This window comes from Paenibacillus intestini, from assembly GCF_030803945.1.
Lineage (GTDB): Bacteria > Bacillota > Bacilli > Paenibacillales > Paenibacillaceae > Paenibacillus > Paenibacillus polysaccharolyticus.
In genome coordinates this window covers 146864-166189 of the sequence record NZ_JAURUN010000013.1, presented here as the reverse complement: position 1 = coordinate 166189, position 19326 = coordinate 146864, and the positions used below count along the sequence as shown (strand labels likewise).

Genomic DNA, 19326 nt, shown 5'->3' with positions numbered 1-19326 from the left:
GTATCGTTGCCGTTGTTCTCCCATGTGGACACACCTCCGTTAGCCTTATTATCCTTCCGTCCGTTAACGGTTGTCCACTTTTTATTCTAGCTCCATTTTAATCCTTTATGAGACTATCGCTAATTCTCTATTATCAATATTATTCTCTTATTTTCCTTATATCAAAAATGCGTTCAGCACTGATGCTTACTGTCTCTTTTAGGTAGATCATTGGATTGTCAGACGGATAGTTCGTATTAATAAACAATAGTCGTTCAAATGCTTTCAGTAACAAATACGCTCTACCCCCTGTATCATCCACAACCGCCCATGGGAGTGTTGTAGGAACGATCTCATCGATTTTGACTTTTAAGGTAATGACAGAAGGGGTTGAACACTTAATCCATTCATCCTCCAGCTTGGAATCTCGTAAAAGTTCTCGTCCTATATGACTAACAATTTCAGGACAACGCTTAATGTTCGATATATTTCGATCGTTTTCTGGATCATCACCAAACATGAAACCATTGATGCATTTATCTTTTTCTACTCGGTAATTAAGGTAGTCAGTAGACGTCTTTTTCTCACGTACATAAATAGATATATTATCCTCTTCGACCTCAAGTGTCACCCCATGCTCTGCCAAAAACGATTTGAATGTGTTTTCGGTTGTAAACAGAGCTTTCAGGCTTAACATGCCGTGTTTAAAGAAGCTCTCCTTATCTAATATGGCGGCGATATGGCTTACGGTTATCGAATCGAAGGTGAGTTCTTCAATTGACACATTAAAGAAGGAAAGAATACTATTCAAATCCAAGTTATCGTAATCCCAACGATTACCATCTTGTTTCACACGAAATCTTTGACTAATTATAAATTTATCAATATCATCTGTATTTTTATTTAAAATAGTAGAAAGAGATTTTTTCAATAGATTTGGAGTCAAACAATTCAACATGTTTTTATCTTCCATTGGGTTACCTCCTGTAAGGATATTCTATATTAGAAAATAGAACTCTTATTTTTATATAATGATTTGTATGTAAGTAAAGGCAATTAATAGAATTATAACACAGGAAATAAGGAAGCTTGTTTTATATATAAGATGGGTTCGGAAAAATAGAATATTGACTAAGATAAGAATAAAAAAATGCTTAAAAGTTGTAGTCGGGATGTCACAAACTGAATCAGAACTGAGCTGAAATAAAATCACTTTGGGGACTGAGGAGCCATATTCCAAATGAAAGGAAGTTATTTTAGATGAAACTTGAAATAGAAAATTGGGCACAAAACAATTTGGAAGAAGATGCTCTAAGTCTAATGGAAGAATCAGTAGTTTGCTATAAAATAGGTGCGTATCGCTCGGCTTACCTTATGTCATATCTTGCATTCAAGCAAACATTAAAAGATAGAATTCTTAGGTCACCAGCACACCCAGAATGTTATGCAAATAGAATCGAGTGGGATAGAAGTGTTCTAAAAGTGCTTGAAAATGGTGACAAGTGGGAAAATTTCATTAATGATATCGTTGAAGCAAATACAGGTAAACTCAAAGATATTTTCGTTTATAGCAATAGGGAAAATAGCCTAAACAAATATAATTATTGGAAAAATATTAGAAATAGCTGTGCTCATGCAAAAGACGAGACTATAACTTCAGCCACGGTTGAACAATTCTGGAACTATTTACGGGATAATTTGAGTGAATTTTATGTTCTTGGTGGTAAAAAATATTTAATGAGTGAACTGATCGAGTGTTATAAATACTATATATCTGATAATAAGAAAGACATTGCTCGTCTATTATTGGATATAAAGATAGTATATAAACAAGAACTTAATCAGTTTTTTCTTGAGTTTTTAAATCAATTAATGGCAGAAAGCAGAGACATAATAGATGATGTAAATTATGAATTTTGGGGTAAGATTATAAACTGTGTTGAAGAAGCTATTACAGATGCTTTTGTATCGAGTATTTATGAGAAGAAAGAAATATTTCTTGATTTTTATAAATACTATCCAACACTTTTGAATTTAATAACAAGCATTGATTCAAGGTTTATTCAAGATTATATTAACCCATTACTGTGTAAAGAACTTAGATTCAATTATGCATATAAAACTTATTTTTGGAACATACTTATTAGTTCATTAGAAATACAGGCTCAAAGCATTGCAATTAATACAATAACATCTAACTATGAAAATTTTATATTGATTGAACATATTGAAGTGGATGGGTATCAAAAGGCTATATTGAATGAACACAATGTATTTAAGTCTTTTATTCTTGGTGCTGGTAGAGACTTGTTTAATAATGATTCTTCCGATCATTGGAGTTATTATGCCTGGGGTAATATAAAGAATGACATCTATGTGGTAAAATGTTTTGATTATGTGAAATGGGATTTAGAATTGCTTAGTCAGATTAATTCAAGCTTTGGTTATCTATTAGATAATGTTAAAAGCAGAAGCAATACTGATTCAAAAGCTAATGGTATGACAAGGATAGATACTTATAAGTCAATAATATCTAACTGTAGTGATAAAATTGTAAAGCTCTGTGCAGATCATGATATTAGCTTAGCGGATTATTCCCATATTAACGAACTGATTAATAATGACTAATTTTTAGGGGATGCTTGTAGGTAAATATTATGTACAGTAATAGGTTTCTGAGGATACGATAGAGTAAAAGAGGAGACCTTAATCCTCCTTTCAAACACTGAATCTTGTATAAGATGTTTATGTCGGGTGAACACAGCAACATCTCGTTTTATTTTTTATCTACCGTCAGCACTCAACACATGTGGAGTGTACAGTGTTACTTAAATTAAAAGGGGCGAACGATTAAGCCCCTTTAAGTAACTCGCCCATCCCTTGAGGTTGAGCGATGTTATAATGTATTCTTTTGATAGAGCCGTCTTGATTGACTTCTATCTTTTGAATGACCTGATGAAGCAATTGCTTTAATACCTGCCCATCATCAATGTCAAGTCGTGCAAATGAAGCGATTTGTTTTTGAAAAGCACGGAATTGCTGTTCCGTGTCTTTTTGTGTTTCGAGAATGGACTCCAGTTCCATCTTTCGTTTGGCAAGGGTTTGTTGCTCTGTCTGATTACGTTGATTTTGGGCGGTGAACTGCTCAAGAGTTACGGCTTGAGTTGAGAAAAGAGTAATGAGTCCTTGTAAAGTCTTCTCTAGTTTGCTCCTGTTGCTTGTTCAGCTTGTGTAACTCTTTTATTAGAGCAGATTGTTTTTGACCTACATTCCCTTTAGCAGCATCAATTAGTCTGTCCATTCTGACATTACTGCCAATCAGTTCTTTCAAGTCACTTTTCACCGCCGCGAGCAACGTATTATAGCCGATGATGTGGGAAGAGCAGAACGCCTTCCCACGTTTTACATAGCCACAGCAGACGTAAGCACCATTCTGCTTCTTTAGCCTGTCCTTTCGGAATGTCATTCCGTGCCCGCAATCAGGACACATCATAAGATGTGCAAAAAGGCTTTCCTGACCGTTGCTATGGTTCTTTCCCTTGGATTTCATTAGTTCTTGTAACGCTTGATAATCTTCCCTGGAAATCAAGGCAGGGTGGGCGTTCTCAAAGATAATCTGTTTATCTTCGGGAACTTTAACCCGTTCTTTAGATACGTGGCTAACTACCTCTCCCCGATGTTGGCATAAGGTTCCAGTATAGGTCACGTTGGTCAGAATACATTTAATACTCGACTGGTGCCACACTGTACCTTGATTACCTGTATTAGACACTGTTCTAGGCGTGGGGTAGCCATGCTCCATGGCGGTATTCGCGCAGTTTGAGAGGTCAATCATTCGAGAACGCACAGTAGCAGGGCTTGAAGCGGCTAGAGCGCGAGGGAGGAAGGGCGGTCGTCCAATGACGGATAAAAAGAAACTAGACAAAGCCATTAAGCTACATGCGAATGGAGAATTTACAGTAACACAAATTGAGGGAATGACAGGAGTAAGCAAGGGTTCGCTTTATCGTGAACTTAATCGACGGAAGCAAGAAGTAACGTAATGGACAGAGACCAGTCTGAGAGCCGTTTACTGGCTGTATGAGGACTGATATGAGCAGAGCCACCCAAGATCAGGGTGGCTCATTTTTGTGTTCTATGTGGCTTGTATGTCGTGTATGTCTTGTAATTTAGACCCCACCCGGTGGCGATTGATCTGCTGTTTTTATCCGTGACAGAGTTTACCTTCATTTGCTCTGTACAAAAATTTCCTGAAGTACCGTTGTACGCACATAAAAAGAGGACCGCACAATAGTTTGTGCAGTCGGATACTACATTGGAATTATAGATTTAATGTTATTTGTCCTTGCTCTTCATCCAATAGCTCAAGTCCTAATTTACAATACTCCTCTAGATAATCAATATTTATCGAACTATAGCCACATTCAAAAGCAGCCCTACCTGTAGTCATGCTTCCTGAAAAGGGGTCTAGAATTGTGCCCTTTTCAGGAAGCATGGAGAATAATAAATTAGGAATTTCCTTCGGATATGGGGCGGTATGCCCAAGGACATTCTTTCCCTTGACCATTTTTATTACTGGTCTTAAATTTAATATCTTTGGGTACTCCTTATTAAAGTTAGCTGTCTCACCTTTGGAGAATACAAAAATATGTTCCCAACTATTAAAAGGTGCTTGGTAGTATGGCGATAGGTTTCCTTGGTTAAAATTCCTTTTTCCTTCAATCTCGCCTTTAGTCCAAATGATATTATCTTGAATGGAAAACCCAATGTGTTTGAAAAGATGAATAATGTAAGCACCCAATATCATGCGTTTCTTTCCCATCAAAGAAAATACTAGGTTATTTTCATTATCAAAGTAATCAAAAATATTGAAGACGAAAGGAGAGCCTGGTTTTAGGACACGATAAACTTCCTTTGCAATATTAAACATGTCATAAAGGTAACAATAAATATTGGGCCATTGTGCATATTCTCGGGCGTTATAGTATGGTGGGGAAGTAACAGCGCCATCAATGGAATTGCCCTCCAATGTTCCTAATACATCAAAAGAATTGCCGTTGAAAACCTTAACTCTCTCCGTTGAGGACAAGTTTTCAAATTTAGTGGTTTGAATAGTTTCCTTTTCTAATCTAAACCGTTGAAAAAATGCACTGTTGTAAAAAGCACCTACGAGATTATCCACTTGCGATTCTTGTGGGAAATTTTCGTAAGATAAGTTTCTTCCTAGCAATTTATTACCTAAAGACAAATTACTGATAATTAAAACATTATCATTAAAAAGACTATAGTGCCTTAATAGCATGCTAAGAACTTCGGTTTCACTCTCAATAGCGGTAATGTCATGCTTCCATTTTCGAAGACTCTCAACTGGAATCAAGTTTTCATCCTTTTCAATTGCCTCTTGTTTGAGTAATGAAGCAAGGGAATACCTTTTACCTCTATTGTACTTGCTCTTGTCGGGGCAGAAGGTATTATTGCATTCCCAACTTCTTACATTGATTATTGGATAGGAGTTTCCTTGAATGTTATAACTTCTACAAGCAGGACAGGGTACGACGGTTTCATCACGTTCATTCTTTTCGAAGAGTAAGAGCATACTATAGTTCTCACCATACAACTCTTTGTTACTTAGAATAAAACAGTCCTTATAAGCAAAGCCTTCATTCGATATGTGAAAGTTAGCTTTATCGAGATTTAGTTCGCTGATGTATTCACTTGTAGTTTTGGAAATTTTTTCGGGTTTAAAGTATCCCTTCTTAAGTTCAACCTCTAGAAACTTTTCTGCATACAGTACGGTGTCGGAATATAAATCCCACTGAATATTCTTGTTATTATGAAAGATCGGCTTAATTACTACTCCCAAGTAGCAGTGGTTATTTAGTCGCTTGAAGCTATCTTGAATTACCTTGAATAACCTATTCCGAAAAATATCTATTGAGCTACTTTGGTTGAAAGTTTCTTGGTCTATCTCAAGATAAATTATTGAGCAACTGCGTTCAAAAAAAGAAGGATGGTGTGTCTTTAAATAATCATAAAAGTTGTTATAGTATACCTCATTCTCAGGTGAATTTGAGAAGTGTTTATGAATTTGTTCTAACGAGAAATAGTGGAAAACATATCCACTGAAAAGTGATTGAAGAATTTCTTCTCTTCTAGCGTCCGTTTCCAATTCTTCATTAAGTTTGTTCAACGTCTCATTCTCTGAACACGGCAGGAATAATGACATTAGTTTTTCAATTAAACTTAAATCTTCAGTCTTTCCTCTAATAATAGCCTGAAATGCCTTTTTATCATTGACATCAAGGCTCTTCATCAGTCGATCTTTTTCGTGAAAATTGAAAATGATACCAAAAGAAGCGGCAGTGTCAATAATTGATTTTGATACTTGTTTATTTAACAGGAGTTTGTGATTAATCATTTCAATTAAACTATTTTTAATTTTAGTCGGTGAATCAATGTGAAATATAAGATCTTTATTTAGTATCGATTTAAGTTCCAGTATATATTGTTCAGGTGCTGTCCAGTTTATACCTAATGTCTTGTTGAACTCTTGTAGGATATCTTGTGGAGTAACTTGTACCATTTTCTTAATGTCTCCATCCATCTTAATTTAATGATTATTTTATTATAACAAGACACACACTGCTGTCAATATGCCATTTTGGCATATTTTTTTTATTGCCTTATGATTGTTTATTAATCCCAATCGAGGTCGATGTATGAAATCAATTCATAGTGATTCCTATGCAGTGTTACTTGAATGCTTAAAGGAAATGCGAAGAGTGAAAAAGCTCACACAAATTGAGTTGGCTGGACTAATCAATCGTGATCAAACTTATGTGAGCAAGTATGAACGAGCGGAGCGCAGATTAGATGTAATTGAAATCAGAGCAATTTGCAAGGCATTAGGTATCCATTTTATTGACTTTATTAGCAACGTGGAAAATGAACTAGAAAAACGGGGGCTTTGAAGATGGCAAAAAATCCTTTCAAGAATTTTCCTTCCGATGATTCGAAATGGTCTGAAGATAATTGGAAAGCCATGATTGATTATCTCGTTGAAAATCAAATGGTGAATTATAAAGAAATTGCTTCACTTGTTCTTGGTCACTTAAATCCTTCACAAGTTGGTACTTCTATTGCAAGTAAAAAAACATTTCAGGCGCATTTTCCAAAACGAAAAACTTGGGAAGCTGTCAGGACCTGGCACTTTGCACAGATTGGTAAATGCCATGACTGTGGGACAAGGCTTGAACTGCAAGCAGATCACATTGTCCCAAGGGAAGTAGAAGGTGACCTTGCAGACCGTCTTGAAAATATCACCCTTAGATGTAGACGCTGTAATGTCATTAGAAGACCTTCACATAGAAATGGTGGTGTAACTTTCCTCACTGCTGAATCAGCTTTAATGTGGATTTTGCTCACGAAGAAACCTAAAACTTATCAACAATTCGCCGTTTTATGTAGGGAATACGGAATGACAATGGCAACTGTAAGATTTGAGGAAGCCTGGGCAATGGCTAGATGGTTAAATGCCGAAGGGCTGTATGAAATAGATGCTAATTCAAAATATTAATCATAATGTGAAACACGGTTTGTAGGACCGTGTTTTTTTCAATCCCTAAAATGTACAAATTGGAAGAGCAAACACTAATCCTTCGGACACATAAATTATTTGTTGTCACTGTCTACTCGTCACATGTGGAGTGCGTGGTGGGGATATGTCGAGTCGATACCTAGAAGTCTATAGTTTTCAGCATTCGGCGAAGTATTTTTCCTTTGTACAGGGATGAGAGTGACTATAAAAATAAGGTAATGAGGGATACGATTAAGGTTTCGGTTGTGCTGGATTTAAAATGGGTAGATATGACGAGCGATTTTTAACATACAAGGATCATTATTCTGATACTATTTATGACATGAACGTTGAAAATGAATAAGCATCAAAACGTTGAAAGACCACCTTGTAGGGAAAAACAAAGGTGGTCTTTCGTATAATACAAAATTATGCGAACCATTTTATGACCCATCAAAAAGGTTGAAATCCCTTATTCAATAAGGCGTGTCTCTATTCCACTACTTTGTTTTTCTCGCTTCGAATTCGCATAACTTTGAGAATAGTTGAAATGGCTATGGTAAGATAATCGGTGCACACCAAGCATGGCGATCAGAAGATCAAAATTCCCCATGATCGGCTGGACGGATTCGAATCTATCGCTAGTTGCAATTTGTCAAATTTTGCAGGACTTTGTACCCGTTTTATAGAAGTAATTCTAGCGGAATGGGTATTTTATAATTCTAACTTTAAATGAGTAAGTTTACTTCCAGTAAACTGTAAAAAAAAGAATGGAGGCAAGCACTCTTTGTGGTAAAAATTAGTCACCACAACTCCATTTACCCCAAAGAGAACCCGCAATGTCTCAAACCGCCATCGTACCAGATTAATTTGCGACTTTTTATTACACCACCGTTTTACGCTTAAGTGTTCTAAGTCGGTTTTGGAGCCCATCGAATCTTATATGGCGTATATGGCGGCCGCAGCGCGACAGGTTTTAACGGTAAAGTGATGGATTTCCAACAGGATCGCTTCCGAGTAGTTTATGAATGCGGACGAAACTGCTTTTCATTTCATGTCGATTGCGAGCTGTTCAAAATTGTATAGGCAATAGTATGATTTTAGCATTATTTTTGCCCATTTATAGAGTGGAGGTTAAATAATTGTTCTGTTTAAGAACAAGACTACTGAAGCTGAATAAATACATATTTTTATTCGTAAGTTCAAAGTAACTTATATCATTTCACTTTTTTTGGAGGAGGAAATATGGATAAAGAACATTTACAGAGAAGTATAGTGGAAGCAGATAATAATTCATTAAGAATAGGTGCTGCAAATCGTATAGTTCAATTACTAGATAAACTTCGACATAGCAATAACGAGAATAGTGCTAAACGATGGATTTGGGAGTTATGCCAAAATGCCAAAGATGTGAGTAACAATACTGGCAGAGTGAAAATAAGTATTAACTTTAATGAAGAAAACAAAATTGTTGCATTTAAGCACAACGGTAAAGCTTTTTCTATGATGAATGTGATGTCGCTCATTAATCAATCTTCTTCTAAGGATAGAACTGATGAAGTTGACAGAGAAAGTGGAAAGTTTGGAACGGGATTTATTACAACGCATTTGTTATCTGAAATAGTTAATGTATCAGGAGTTTTAGAATCCGAAACAGGCAAATATTCAAGATTTGATATCACTTTAGATCGCACTGGACACGAGAAAAATGAAATTATCAAAGCATTGGAAAGATCTGTTGAGCAGCTTCAGGAATGTAAGCCACTATTGGAGGATGATTTGGATTCAAATGCGTACAACACCATGTTTGAGTATGCGTTAGATGAGTATGGAGTGGAAGTGGCGCGGCAAGGAATTGAGAACTTAAGAGTCTCAGCTCCATATGTTTTGTCCATGCTCAAAGATATTGAAGAAATTACACTTGAGTCTACAGGAGAAGTGTATAGATATATAGATAAAAATTCATGTGGATTGGAAAATGCATTTATTCATGAAATATTGTATGAATCTTCTATTGAGAAAAAGAGTATTTTTGTTTTGAATTTAGAACAGGATGATACTACAATATCAATTGCATTGGATTGTTACGATAATACAATGAACATTATGCCATTTGCAGATGCACAATCTAAGCTGTTTTGTGATTTTCCACTGATTGGTACAGAGGATTTCCCTTTTCCAGTATTAGTTTGCTCGAAGGATTTTAATCCGACAGAACCAAGAGATGGTATTGTTATGTTCAATTCAAAAATGAAGATTGATAATAAAATAGAGCAAAATCGAAATATCCTTGAGAAGGCATGTGAATTATACAAGAAATTATTAGCTCATGTTGCGGAAGAGGAATGGAGTGGAATATACAATATAACTTGTATCAATCCATTTTTAAAAAAAGAATGGTACGATAAGGAATTTGTAGATAAAATAGTTGAGTGTTGCAAGGATACTATTCTCCATACACCTATTATCAGAACAGGTAGTGATTCTATGATGGAATTGCTAAATTGTTTTGATTCCGAGCAAGTATTCATCATTTCTGAACGAGATGATAAAATACGTGAAAATGTATGGGGTTTGATGCATGAAATAATGCCGGAACGCATTCCGTGTAAGGAAGATATTCACAGTTGGTACCATTCATTATGGAGTGATTGTAATAGTTATACTTTTAAATCGTTAACGAAGCAACTGCAGGATTATAGAGATGTAGAACAACTACAAAATAATATTGCAGATAAGAAATGGGAAACATGGTTGTCAGATTATTATAATTTGATAAGTGAAAATAAAAACTTTCAGACATATATCGCTTTAAATAAGATTAAGGTAATACCAAATCAAAATGGAGTGTTTTGTGGTATTGAAGAATTAAAATTAGATAATGAGATTTTGGCAGAGTATAAAGATATATTAAATATTCTTGATAATGATTGTAAGGAATGGCTTCTTGATTTAAATGTTGAAAACAGAGAGTGGTTTCAGTTTGAAGAATTTGATAACGAGCAGACTTTAAAGCTTATTGAGGGTAAATTAGATGACGCTGCTCGACAGCAAAAAACAGATATTTTTTCGAAATTGATTTATTTGTATAGAAATAGTCATGAACTTCTTGGTGTTCAGATGAAAATTTGTCAATATGCAAATAAAATACTTGTAACTGATAATCAAATGATAGAGGTACCTGTGATTTCGGGGAAATTATTGCAGGAAGCTTTAAGATATATAATGACCAGTGTGGCAGACAAAATCAGTGAATTTGGAGATGTTGCTGTTTTTGCACAATACATGAATTTGCCCGAAACTGACGCTATAGAAATATTGAAAGAATTTGTTGAATTTGCAGTACAACAAGGATATGACAACCTTATTAATAAGTCAACGAAACCTATTCTTCCAAATCAGAACGGAAAATTCATGATAAAAGATGACATTTTCCTTGATAATGAGATGGATGAAACATTGAAAGAATTAGCAGTCAGCGCAGGACAAGATATTAAGTCTGATTTACTAATAAGAAATATTTATCTTGATTTGCCTGAAAGTAGATGGAAAAATGATAGCGATGTATCGCAAGTGATTTCACAATATGTAAGTAAATATAGGAATTCAAAAGAGTCTGAAGTTAGAAAAAATTTTACGAAGTTATTAATGTGGTTATCTGATCATGAGGAGAAGGCAAAAGATATTTTTCCGGAATTATATCGTAATAAGCACTATTTATATGACGATGAAGAAATTTCTTTCAATATTAAGCAGGCTGAGATATTGCATAATATAATGAATGAGTTCGGTATTTGTAGTCCAGAAAAACTCGAGGAAATTATACGTAAGAGTCATGTCCATAAGAATGAGGATACTGATGTAAGAATTGAGATTACAGAAGATATACTATTACAATATGGTATTGACTCAGAAGATGCATTAGAAACAGCTTTTACTAGTGCTGACTTTGCAAGCCAATTTATAAGACCATCGAAACATAAAGTAGAGTCATTTGAGTATGTAAAATCTATACTTGATAGATCAACAGAGAGGATTCTTACATATCTGAAAAAGAAAGAGAAAGATGGATATGATCTCTCTGATATTCAACCTTTAGTCAACTCTACACTTGCGATTAACACGATATTTGTAATAAAGAAAGATGGAAAAGAAATATATTTACTGGCAAGACCATCAGATGGTGGCGAAGTTCGAATACATTACAGTACAGAAAAGGATATTCTTGATTACTCTATGGATTGGGAACTATGGGTCGAAAATGGAAAAGACGAACCGCAGAAACTTACCTTTGGAAAAATAATTAAGTTGACTAAACTAAACAGGATACCATTGAAGGGCATGATGGGTGAATGAAACTGAACGAAAAAGATATTATAGAAATAATTAATAAAGGAAAATTAGATAATTTAATCTGTAAACCATTGGAGTCTCGTCCCGGGGAATTAGCAAAATTTATATGTGGATTAGCCAATAACGAAGGGGGCTACATTCTTATCGGAGTTGAAAAAGATAATGGGATATTGAAACCAGTAGGACTACAACTTGCGTTTGACATGAATAGTATTATGGAGTCGACATATAAGAAATTGACAGGTGACGCCTATAGCATATATCAGTACGTTAGTGTAGCAGGGATAAATATTTTTGCTATTAAAGTTGAAAAATCAAAAAGAAAAATAATAGTGGATGGTACCTATTATTGCTATAAGAATAATGGTGTTGAGATAATTGGTGCAAAGGTATCAAACGAGCCTCCAACTTTGTTTATTTCATATACGGAGTGTGATACACCAATTGTGGATATTATTGAAAAGGGAATACGCGAGAAGTTGGAGAATGAAGTAGAAGTTTCACGATATACCGGATTGAGATACAAAGATAGTTTTATGGCATTTATGAATACATTGCAGGATCATGATTATGTATTAATAATTATAAGTGATGCGTATTTGAAAAGTCAGGCATGTATGTATGAGGTGGGTGAAACTTTAAAAGATCATCACTACAAGAACAAGCTTTTGTTTGTTGTTTTAAGCGAAAATGAAAGAAGATATTATGGTGAGAACGCTCCAGAAAAGATTGGAACAGGTATATATAATGGGGCTCAGGCAAAACTGGAGTATATAGGATTTTGGAAAGAAAAACATGATAATCTGCGGGAAACAATGAATAAAATTGGGGATTATGAAGCGACACGTCAGGCAGCTAAAGATCTTCAAATAATGGGTCAGATATACAGAAAGGATATGGGGGAATTACTGCAGTTTTTATCTGATGAGAATGGGAAAAGTTTTGAAAAGCTATATGCAAATGAATTTATAGATATTGTAGAGTGGATTGTTTAAAATTAATTTAATGATGAGCTGTAACAGGTTGATGTTTGTCGATATAGTTGTCACATTGCCTCAGAAAGAGATTAGAGAGTCTAATACGATTCTGGTTTCTATATAAGTTGAACGACAGCAAGAGGGCGGGGGAACGAAAGAGAAAGGTTGGAACTGGAGAGAGCTTCAGCTTTCCGTAGGAAAGCTACCTCGTAAGCATTGGCTTAGCGTCCGCTTAAAGCGTTCTATAAGAACGCAGCTTCGTAAGCATCGACCTTTCTCGCAGTGACGACCATCGCCCCTATGCGAATCAATCGTTCAACATATGTAAATTTAAATTGAATTACTGGACAGTGAAAAGTTCTAAAGTTAAGAAGCCAGCGAATTGGCGTCAAAATGAGTGCTGAAAATTTAACAAAACGGCAGTGTAGTACTCGCTTACCGAGTTTTATACTGCCGTGTCTGTATTTCTGTCGAAAATATCGCGGTATCCCGTAAGGCGTTTTGAAGTAGGGAGTACACGAAAAACAGTGTGTGTCCAAGATGAGACGCAGTACAACGCGCTTGATGCATCTGTTTGTGTCTGTTTCAATTTTCATGAGGATGAGTATGGATTGGCCACATGTCGGTTGCACTGTATTGATACAAGTGTCAATAAGCCGTCATACCGTTTCCGTTTCATCACACCAGACTTAAATTAAAAAGTCTCAATCTGTTTATCAATACTTCAGCATTTGGATATTGCATCCAAAGCTGCTTATCGCCCACAACAAAAAGTCGGTGTTTGGCACGAGAAACAGCAACATTTAGTAGATTCGGTTCATTCGTTGCCCATTGAACAGCAGGTTTTTGAGTGAAATCAGCACCCAAGCAAAGCACCACCACATTGGCTTCTTTACCTTGGAATGTATGTACTGTCCCGATTGAGCGATATAACCACTTGATAAACGTGCTTTTGATATGACACCTTTCGTAATGTGTAGGTAATGTTGTCTCAACAATTCAATCAAGTTTCGTTTAACTGCAGTAAATGGCGTGATGACGAATGAGTTAGGAAGCTTAATTTCCGTATTTTGCGCCGCCATAATGGCGAATGCTTCGCTAACTAAACGTACAATTTCCACTCCCTGCTGTGGAACATACTGTTTTGAGGTGGCTTCTCCAGCGATATCTATCCATCGGCTTTCTCCCAAATCCTCGAAGGTTTTCGCAACAGCTGACGATGGAGGCTGTTTATCAAGTACCATCCGATTGTCATAAGCAATTTCATTGCTAATATCAAACATTGGATTATCGCATCTGCGATGCACCCATAACGGACTGCCCAGCCAACTATCTTTTAGCCACGTTCCTTGCGAGTTCGCCGTATCCGCAAGCGTTTGAACGGATGCTTTGGAGGAAATGTATGCAGCATTTACGTTATAATACTGCTGCTGATCGGAGAAAATGGAGTCAGGTAGAGTTACAACAGGTTCGATTTGTTTCGGGTCACCGACAACAACTGTTTTCTGAGCCCGCCATATTGCACCAGCTGCCGCTTGAGGTACTGCTTGTCCCGCCTTGTCAATGAATAACCAGCCGAAGGATTCCTTATCAAGTCCCCGGAACATAGATTGGACTGAAGCAAATGCAGTGGAGACGACAGGCACGGCAAGTGTGAATATATCCCAGATTTCACGAATGACTTCAGGTTCCTCTGTATTAACCAATTTCCTCAAATTCAAAAACTCATAGAAGCTCCCTAGGATCTGAGGTTGTGCAGCAAATAAAAACTGCTCGTGAAGCCGCAGAGCCTCTAAAAACAAAAGTTCACGGGCGCTAGCCCATTCTTTCGTCATCCACGGTGTACTCTTCTGTTTGTCATCATGAGACAATTCCCAGAACACTCCATCCATGACAACTCTGCCAGTATTCACTTTATCCAGGTCAATAATTTGCCTGAGTTCACCTATGCGAGATTATGCAGCCGGGATTCCAATTGTCCCATGCTTTGCTTCAAGTCTTCGCACAAGCGTTTGGACTTCGTTTGATCTTGAAGTTGTTCCGACAACATAAGATTCGCTTCCCGATGCCGAATACGGTGAGCTTTAAATTCCTTACATTTCCATAACCTCTCCCAAAATCCATACTTCACCTTATCGAGCGTTCGGGCGACTTCCTTCCACTCTTCAACACATTCTGCCGTTGTTTAGCAAATTCGTTGTGTTCGATCTGCTTTTTATGTAATGCTTCTTTTTGTAATGAAAGTTTCTACCGGACAACACATGTGGAGTCGGTGGCGATGCTAAAATGGAAGGGGCAGAATTAATTCCTGCGCCTCTTGTTGTTCCAACTTTCTTAGGGTTAGGCACGGAGTTGTTCTTCCGTGTCTTGTTTTGTACCTGTAATAATGAAGTATGGCGGTTCGTGTTCCGAACGGATGAAAGAGATACTGGAAAAAGTGTTTACCCATGTGCTAGAGTTGCAACTGATTTTGATTGGACGTCAAGCGATGTATACTTCAATAACTCAGCTTTGGACGCCAATACACGTGATTCTGTATCGTGTTCAGGAGCGATTCCAGTTTGAAGTCGAGCCGTTATTCTTAAATGATTGACGTTCGTTCTTGATAGCCCCACAGACTACTTTGAAGATCTTCCTTGTCATCAAAGGTCTTTTTTCAAAACTGTTGACAATTGGCATATATGTAATTATATTTAATATATCAATCAATTAGTGCTGTAAATCACTAGTGTAAACGCTCTCTAAGCAAAATTTTACGCAATATAATTCGATTCCATCGAGGAAGAAAATGGAGAGGTGATGAGGGACTTAGTCCCAGTTTTGTACTAAACCTATCCATTTACGAATGATATTTCTCTTCGTTTTGTAAAGCATTTTCAGCAACGCTTCATTGCTTGGGAAAATGCTTTTTTTCTTTAGGCTTTGCGATGTTGACGATGGTAACCCTCAATTATTTCCGTCGTTGTACTCTTCGCGTCAAGCTGTTTATGTCTTGCATCGTGTCATACTCCGCCTCCAACATGAATTGCAGCATCCCTGCAAACAACTCTGTAAACAACTCTTTCAGTGCAAATTCACCTTGTTTATCGTTATGAACTTATTCACAATCACTCTCACTTGCTCATCACGTATATGATCCTCTTTAATTAGCCTTTTTCTAAAGATTATCTAACGGGGGAAACATGATGTCTAAATCAATAGAATTGATCTTGAAAGACGAAATTTTTGCTGAGCTGGACATCGAGTATCCGGAAGACCACGATACCCGTTTGTTGGACCAAGGGATCGATTCCGTAGGCTTCGTCAAGCTTATTGTTTTAGTGGAATCGAAGTTTAACATCTCGATCCCTGATGAAGATCTGTTATTTGAGAAGTTCTCCACGGCTGGATTAATCCTTAATTATTTGTCTGAGAAAACGCTATGATGACGATCATTGAGCGTCTATTTCTGGAGGCCTCTAATCGCCAAAATCATATTATCCTTGAAGATCTAAAGCAGCAATGGACTTACGCGGAGATGATGACAGAAGCTTACTTGATTGCTTTATATATCCGCAAGAATTTTCAGCTTGAGCCTGGAAGTCATATTGCTTTATACACAAATAATGAGCCCTTGTTCATTTTTGCGGCGCTTGGCATTCAATTCTGCGGTTATGTGTTAGTACCGGTGCCTTATTCGGCATCCAATACTGAGATTGAAAATATTTTAAATGCCAGTGACGCCAAATTGGTTATCAGCAAATCTGCACAGCCTGCTTATTTAAATTGTGACATTCCTTGGGTTACCGCTCAGGATGTATCGCAAGAACCCATGCCTTCGTTCGAATCGATCTCGTTAACCAATCAGTCCGATCCCAATCAATGTGCGGTTCTCCTTCCTACATCGGGCACAACCGGAAAATCTAAAATCGTTATGTTATCCCATCGGAATGTATTAACGAATGCGCTGGCACATGGCGGAAAGGTGGGGTATACGGATCAAGATTCGTTTCTGGTAACGATGCCCGTTCATTTCAGTTCTACGATTGTCACGCAATTGATTTCTTGCATGTTATATGGAACCCGAATTAAACTTATCAGCTTGCCCATGCTGCCACGCACCGCGTTTAAACTGTTTCAGAATAAGGCGGTTACGGCATTCTCGGCGGTGCCTACGCAATTGATGCACTTTGTTTCCGATTTTCATCAGACAAAGAACTGGAGTGCCTTTGATTCCATTGAATGTATTGTAATTAGCGGCTCGGCGACTCCCGCGAAATTAGTAGACCATCTTCAAACTGTATTTCCTCATGCGGACATTATTCAAACCTATGGATTGACCGAAGCTTCTCCGCGGGTGAGCATGATGGAACGGGGAGAGCGCTACTTATCCTGTGGAACACCCATCAATGACGTTTCGATTCGTCTTGTTGACGAAGAAGAGAATGAGGTTGAAGGAGCAGCAATCGGAGAAATTTGGGTCAAGGGCCCGAATGTGATGCTCGGTTATTACAAAAACCCGGAGTTAACGAACGCTACCATTGTCGATGGCTGGTTAAAGACAGGGGATCTGGGATATTGGAATGAATCAGGGTGTCTTATACTGACAGGCCGCAAGAAGAATATCATTATATCTGGCGGTATCAATATCTATCCGGAAGAAATCGAGGATTTTTTGTACGGCTTGAAAGAAGTGGAGGAGGTCATGGTTGTTGGTGTACACGATGATCTGTTAGGCGAGGTTCCCATCGCATTTCTGAAAGTTTTTAATGAATGCCTGATTGATATAGATGCACTGACACGACATTGCAAATTGCATTTGTCATCGTATAAAGTGCCTAGGCAATGGAGGATTATCGATAACATTCCAAAAACAAAAACAGGAAAACTGGACAGGGCAAGTACGAAGCACTTATTGCTAAATGAGATATACTGATTCGGAATCTTTAAGCCATTTAACCAAATAACCAGGGGTGAACGAAAGGTTGAAAAATTCAACTCAAACGTTAGGCAGAAAATTATTGCCGGTCAGTTATCCGATGATTACAACCTATACGCAACATGCTCATCTCTTGTCCATACTTACCCATTACGAGTGCGCTCACCCATGGATATTCAACAATTATATCCAATTATTCATTAACAAAGATTATAAACATCATTGGGGAGATTTTTATTTCCCTGTGACTTATGAGCTGCGGCCTTCGGATTCGTGCAAATGGATTACTACCCAAAAGATACATAGAGATACTGTAACAACTAAATGGGACTCTGTTATTCATTTTATTATAGAAAATATTAATGCGAATAACTATGTCCATACCATGATCAATTATTTCTACGTGCCCCTAAGCGATCGCTACAATAAACTTCAATTGCATCATGACATATTTGTATATGGCTATGATTTGGATAGAGAGATATTGTATGTTTCCGATTTTTTTAAGAACGGGGTATATAGTCAGGCTGAGATATCATTTAATGATTTCAATCTAGCGTTTGACATGAATCATCTAACAACGAATCATGATTATCTAAGAGAAATGGTTTATCTGTATACATTTAATAATCAATATCAGGATAAATTCAGTGCAGATACCCTAGTGAATTCGATAAGAAATTATTTCACTAACAAAACGCCGGAGTATTGGGAGATGTTCAACTATGGGGGCGACAGGCATAATCTTGACTTCGGCATGCAAATATACACAACTCTATTTAATTATGCGGAAGAGACATCCGAACATAAGGCTATGCTTGATATAAGACCCTTTCATTTACTTTATGATCATAAGAAGATCATGACGCTAAGACTCAAGTACTTGTACGATAATCGGCATTTGATTGAATTAAATCAAGAGCATATAGATGAATTCACAGCCATTGAACTTAAAGCAAAGATCCTTGTGAATCTAGCGATTAAATATAATTTGACAAGGGATACGAGTATTTCCGAAAACTTACAAACGCTGATTACGAATATAGAAAATGAAGAATCCATATTCCTTGAACGATGGCTGAAGAAGGTAGGCAGTTAGTAATGTTGCGGGAGCCAATGATGTTAATTGTGGATATCTCTTCTGCACTCGAATAGAATCCTTAACCCGAAGCCCGTGGTGAACAGGGCATATTCATGGAGGGAGTGATGCCGGGATTATAATCGTTGCGATACAGCGTATTGCGTAAGCCAAACCTTTGCTCTTGTCTTAAAGATTCCGTTTGCTGGCAGGCTATTGCCGTCTCAGCTTTCAACGATCCGCATTGCTTCAAGCGCTTTTTCCGGCACAACCACACCACAGAGAATCCAATCACCTCAAGAATCTCTCCTAGTATTTGACCCGACATCTTGTGAATCATGCATAGAACCATTCCTATTTCGTTTGGGAGCAACGCAACGCTCACCAACCTTACGTATGAACAGCCAGTTAATTTGAAGAATCTTCCGGAAGCCACCATCATGGA

At 37.2% G+C, this 19326-nt stretch carries 18 protein-coding genes and 1 pseudogene; 10 read left to right on the top strand and 9 right to left on the bottom strand.

All coding sequences use genetic code 11. The features are described 5' to 3' along the window. Positions 1–139 precede the first annotated feature (139 nt). On the bottom strand, positions 140–952 hold the full coding sequence (locus J2T16_RS25510) for a hypothetical protein (RefSeq protein ID WP_499019512.1): 813 nt from the start codon (positions 950–952) through the stop codon (positions 140–142). Between the two features lie 287 nt (positions 953–1239). Between J2T16_RS25510 and J2T16_RS25505 the strand changes: the two genes are divergently transcribed. Next, positions 1240–2607, top strand: coding sequence for a hypothetical protein (locus J2T16_RS25505; protein ID WP_499019510.1), 1368 nt, complete (start codon positions 1240–1242; stop codon positions 2605–2607). Between the two features lie 222 nt (positions 2608–2829). On the opposite strand, the gene J2T16_RS25500 is transcribed toward J2T16_RS25505, so the two are convergent. Together J2T16_RS25500 and J2T16_RS25495 are read right to left on the bottom strand one after the other, a co-directional pair. After that, positions 2830–3063, bottom strand: coding sequence for a hypothetical protein (locus J2T16_RS25500; RefSeq protein WP_499019507.1), 234 nt, complete (start codon positions 3061–3063; stop codon positions 2830–2832). Positions 3064–3124: 61 nt separating this feature from the next. Next, on the bottom strand, positions 3125–3751 hold the full coding sequence (locus J2T16_RS25495) for a recombinase family protein (protein ID WP_499019504.1): 627 nt from the start codon (positions 3749–3751) through the stop codon (positions 3125–3127). Positions 3752–3779: 28 nt separating this feature from the next. Between J2T16_RS25495 and J2T16_RS25490 the strand changes: the two genes are divergently transcribed. Next, on the top strand, positions 3780–4022 hold the full coding sequence (locus tag J2T16_RS25490; RefSeq protein WP_499019502.1) for a recombinase family protein: 243 nt from the start codon (positions 3780–3782) through the stop codon (positions 4020–4022). A gap of 278 nt (positions 4023–4300) precedes the next feature. Here the strand turns inward: J2T16_RS25490 and J2T16_RS25485 are convergent, their stop codons facing one another. Next, a complete protein-coding gene (locus tag J2T16_RS25485; protein ID WP_499019501.1) occupies positions 4301–6562 on the bottom strand; it encodes a DNA-methyltransferase in 2262 nt (753 codons plus the stop codon). Between the two features lie 136 nt (positions 6563–6698). Here J2T16_RS25485 and J2T16_RS25480 point away from each other — a divergent pair, with 136 nt between their 5' ends. The 4 genes from J2T16_RS25480 to J2T16_RS25465 all read left to right on the top strand — a co-directional run bounded on the left by J2T16_RS25480 (position 6699) and on the right by J2T16_RS25465 (position 12903). After that, positions 6699–6950, top strand: a complete 252-nt coding sequence (locus tag J2T16_RS25480) for a helix-turn-helix domain-containing protein (protein ID WP_499019500.1) — start codon at positions 6699–6701, stop codon at positions 6948–6950. Between the two features lie 2 nt (positions 6951–6952). Further along, positions 6953–7555 carry an HNH endonuclease gene (locus J2T16_RS25475; RefSeq protein ID WP_499019499.1) on the top strand — a complete coding sequence of 201 codons (603 nt, stop codon included), beginning with the start codon at positions 6953–6955 and terminating at the stop codon, positions 7553–7555. 1245 nt (positions 7556–8800) lie between these two features. Further along, positions 8801–11911, top strand: a complete 3111-nt coding sequence (locus tag J2T16_RS25470) for an ATP-binding protein (RefSeq protein ID WP_499019497.1) — start codon at positions 8801–8803, stop codon at positions 11909–11911. Further along, on the top strand, positions 11908–12903 hold the full coding sequence (locus J2T16_RS25465) for an RNA-binding domain-containing protein (RefSeq protein WP_499019496.1): 996 nt from the start codon (positions 11908–11910) through the stop codon (positions 12901–12903). The genes J2T16_RS25470 and J2T16_RS25465 overlap by 4 nt, the downstream gene beginning before the upstream one ends. A 660-nt stretch (positions 12904–13563) precedes the next feature. Here J2T16_RS25465 and J2T16_RS25460 read toward each other — a convergent pair. Genes J2T16_RS25460 through J2T16_RS25450 form a run of 3 tightly spaced genes read right to left on the bottom strand, consistent with a single transcriptional unit; the run spans position 13564 to position 15016 of the window. Further along, a complete protein-coding gene (locus J2T16_RS25460) occupies positions 13564–13761 on the bottom strand; it encodes a hypothetical protein (protein ID WP_499019494.1) in 198 nt (65 codons plus the stop codon). Next, entirely contained in the window at positions 13689–14798 is a 1110-nt protein-coding gene (locus J2T16_RS25455; RefSeq protein ID WP_499019492.1) for a DEAD/DEAH box helicase, read from the bottom strand. Before J2T16_RS25455 ends, J2T16_RS25460 begins: the two co-directional genes overlap by 73 nt. Before the next feature lie 32 nt (positions 14799–14830). Beyond that, positions 14831–15016, bottom strand: coding sequence for a hypothetical protein (locus J2T16_RS25450; protein ID WP_499019491.1), 186 nt, complete (start codon positions 15014–15016; stop codon positions 14831–14833). A 285-nt stretch (positions 15017–15301) separates the two neighbouring features. Between J2T16_RS25450 and J2T16_RS25445 the strand changes: the two genes are divergently transcribed. Then, on the top strand, positions 15302–15478 hold the full coding sequence (locus J2T16_RS25445; protein ID WP_499019490.1) for a hypothetical protein: 177 nt from the start codon (positions 15302–15304) through the stop codon (positions 15476–15478). Positions 15479–15693: 215 nt separating this feature from the next. Here J2T16_RS25445 and J2T16_RS25440 read toward each other — a convergent pair. Then, a pseudogene (locus J2T16_RS25440) lies at positions 15694–15848 on the bottom strand (IS256 family transposase); the annotation flags it as partial. Between the two features lie 222 nt (positions 15849–16070). On the opposite strand from J2T16_RS25440, the gene J2T16_RS25435 reads away from it, so the two are divergent. Genes J2T16_RS25435 through J2T16_RS25425 form a run of 3 tightly spaced genes read left to right on the top strand, consistent with a single transcriptional unit; the run spans position 16071 to position 18902 of the window. Next, positions 16071–16310: a phosphopantetheine-binding protein gene (locus J2T16_RS25435; protein WP_336121145.1), complete on the top strand. Its 240-nt coding sequence runs from the start codon at positions 16071–16073 to the stop codon at positions 16308–16310. Continuing rightward, positions 16307–17800, top strand: coding sequence for a class I adenylate-forming enzyme family protein (locus tag J2T16_RS25430; protein ID WP_499019487.1), 1494 nt, complete (start codon positions 16307–16309; stop codon positions 17798–17800). Before J2T16_RS25435 ends, J2T16_RS25430 begins: the two co-directional genes overlap by 4 nt. 49 nt (positions 17801–17849) lie before the next feature. Further along, a complete protein-coding gene (locus J2T16_RS25425; RefSeq protein WP_221788386.1) occupies positions 17850–18902 on the top strand; it encodes a hypothetical protein in 1053 nt (350 codons plus the stop codon). A 61-nt stretch (positions 18903–18963) separates the two neighbouring features. On the opposite strand, the gene J2T16_RS25420 is transcribed toward J2T16_RS25425, so the two are convergent. Further along, positions 18964–19221, bottom strand: coding sequence for a hypothetical protein (locus J2T16_RS25420; protein WP_499019486.1), 258 nt, complete (start codon positions 19219–19221; stop codon positions 18964–18966). Between the last annotated feature and the right edge of the window lie 105 nt (positions 19222–19326).

Bases quoted from the DNA above. Each gene is read 5' to 3' on its own strand.
- J2T16_RS25490 (WP_499019502.1), top strand. From the start codon at position 3,780: ATGGCGGTATTCGCGCAGTTTGAGAGGTCAATCATTCGAGAACGCACA.
- J2T16_RS25470 (WP_499019497.1), top strand. From the start codon at position 8,801: ATGGATAAAGAACATTTACAGAGAAGTATAGTGGAAGCAGATAATAAT.
- J2T16_RS25510 (WP_499019512.1), bottom strand. From the start codon at position 952: ATGGAAGATAAAAACATGTTGAATTGTTTGACTCCAAATCTATTGAAA.
- J2T16_RS25465 (WP_499019496.1), top strand. From the start codon at position 11,908: ATGAAACTGAACGAAAAAGATATTATAGAAATAATTAATAAAGGAAAA.
- J2T16_RS25505 (WP_499019510.1), top strand. From the start codon at position 1,240: ATGAAACTTGAAATAGAAAATTGGGCACAAAACAATTTGGAAGAAGAT.
- J2T16_RS25430 (WP_499019487.1), top strand. From the start codon at position 16,307: ATGATGACGATCATTGAGCGTCTATTTCTGGAGGCCTCTAATCGCCAA.
- J2T16_RS25445 (WP_499019490.1), top strand. From the start codon at position 15,302: ATGAAAGAGATACTGGAAAAAGTGTTTACCCATGTGCTAGAGTTGCAA.
- J2T16_RS25485 (WP_499019501.1), bottom strand. From the start codon at position 6,562: ATGGTACAAGTTACTCCACAAGATATCCTACAAGAGTTCAACAAGACA.
- J2T16_RS25475 (WP_499019499.1), top strand. From the start codon at position 6,953: ATGGCAAAAAATCCTTTCAAGAATTTTCCTTCCGATGATTCGAAATGG.
- J2T16_RS25480 (WP_499019500.1), top strand. From the start codon at position 6,699: ATGAAATCAATTCATAGTGATTCCTATGCAGTGTTACTTGAATGCTTA.
- J2T16_RS25500 (WP_499019507.1), bottom strand. From the start codon at position 3,063: ATGGAACTGGAGTCCATTCTCGAAACACAAAAAGACACGGAACAGCAA.
- J2T16_RS25420 (WP_499019486.1), bottom strand. From the start codon at position 19,221: ATGATTCACAAGATGTCGGGTCAAATACTAGGAGAGATTCTTGAGGTG.
- J2T16_RS25435 (WP_336121145.1), top strand. From the start codon at position 16,071: ATGTCTAAATCAATAGAATTGATCTTGAAAGACGAAATTTTTGCTGAG.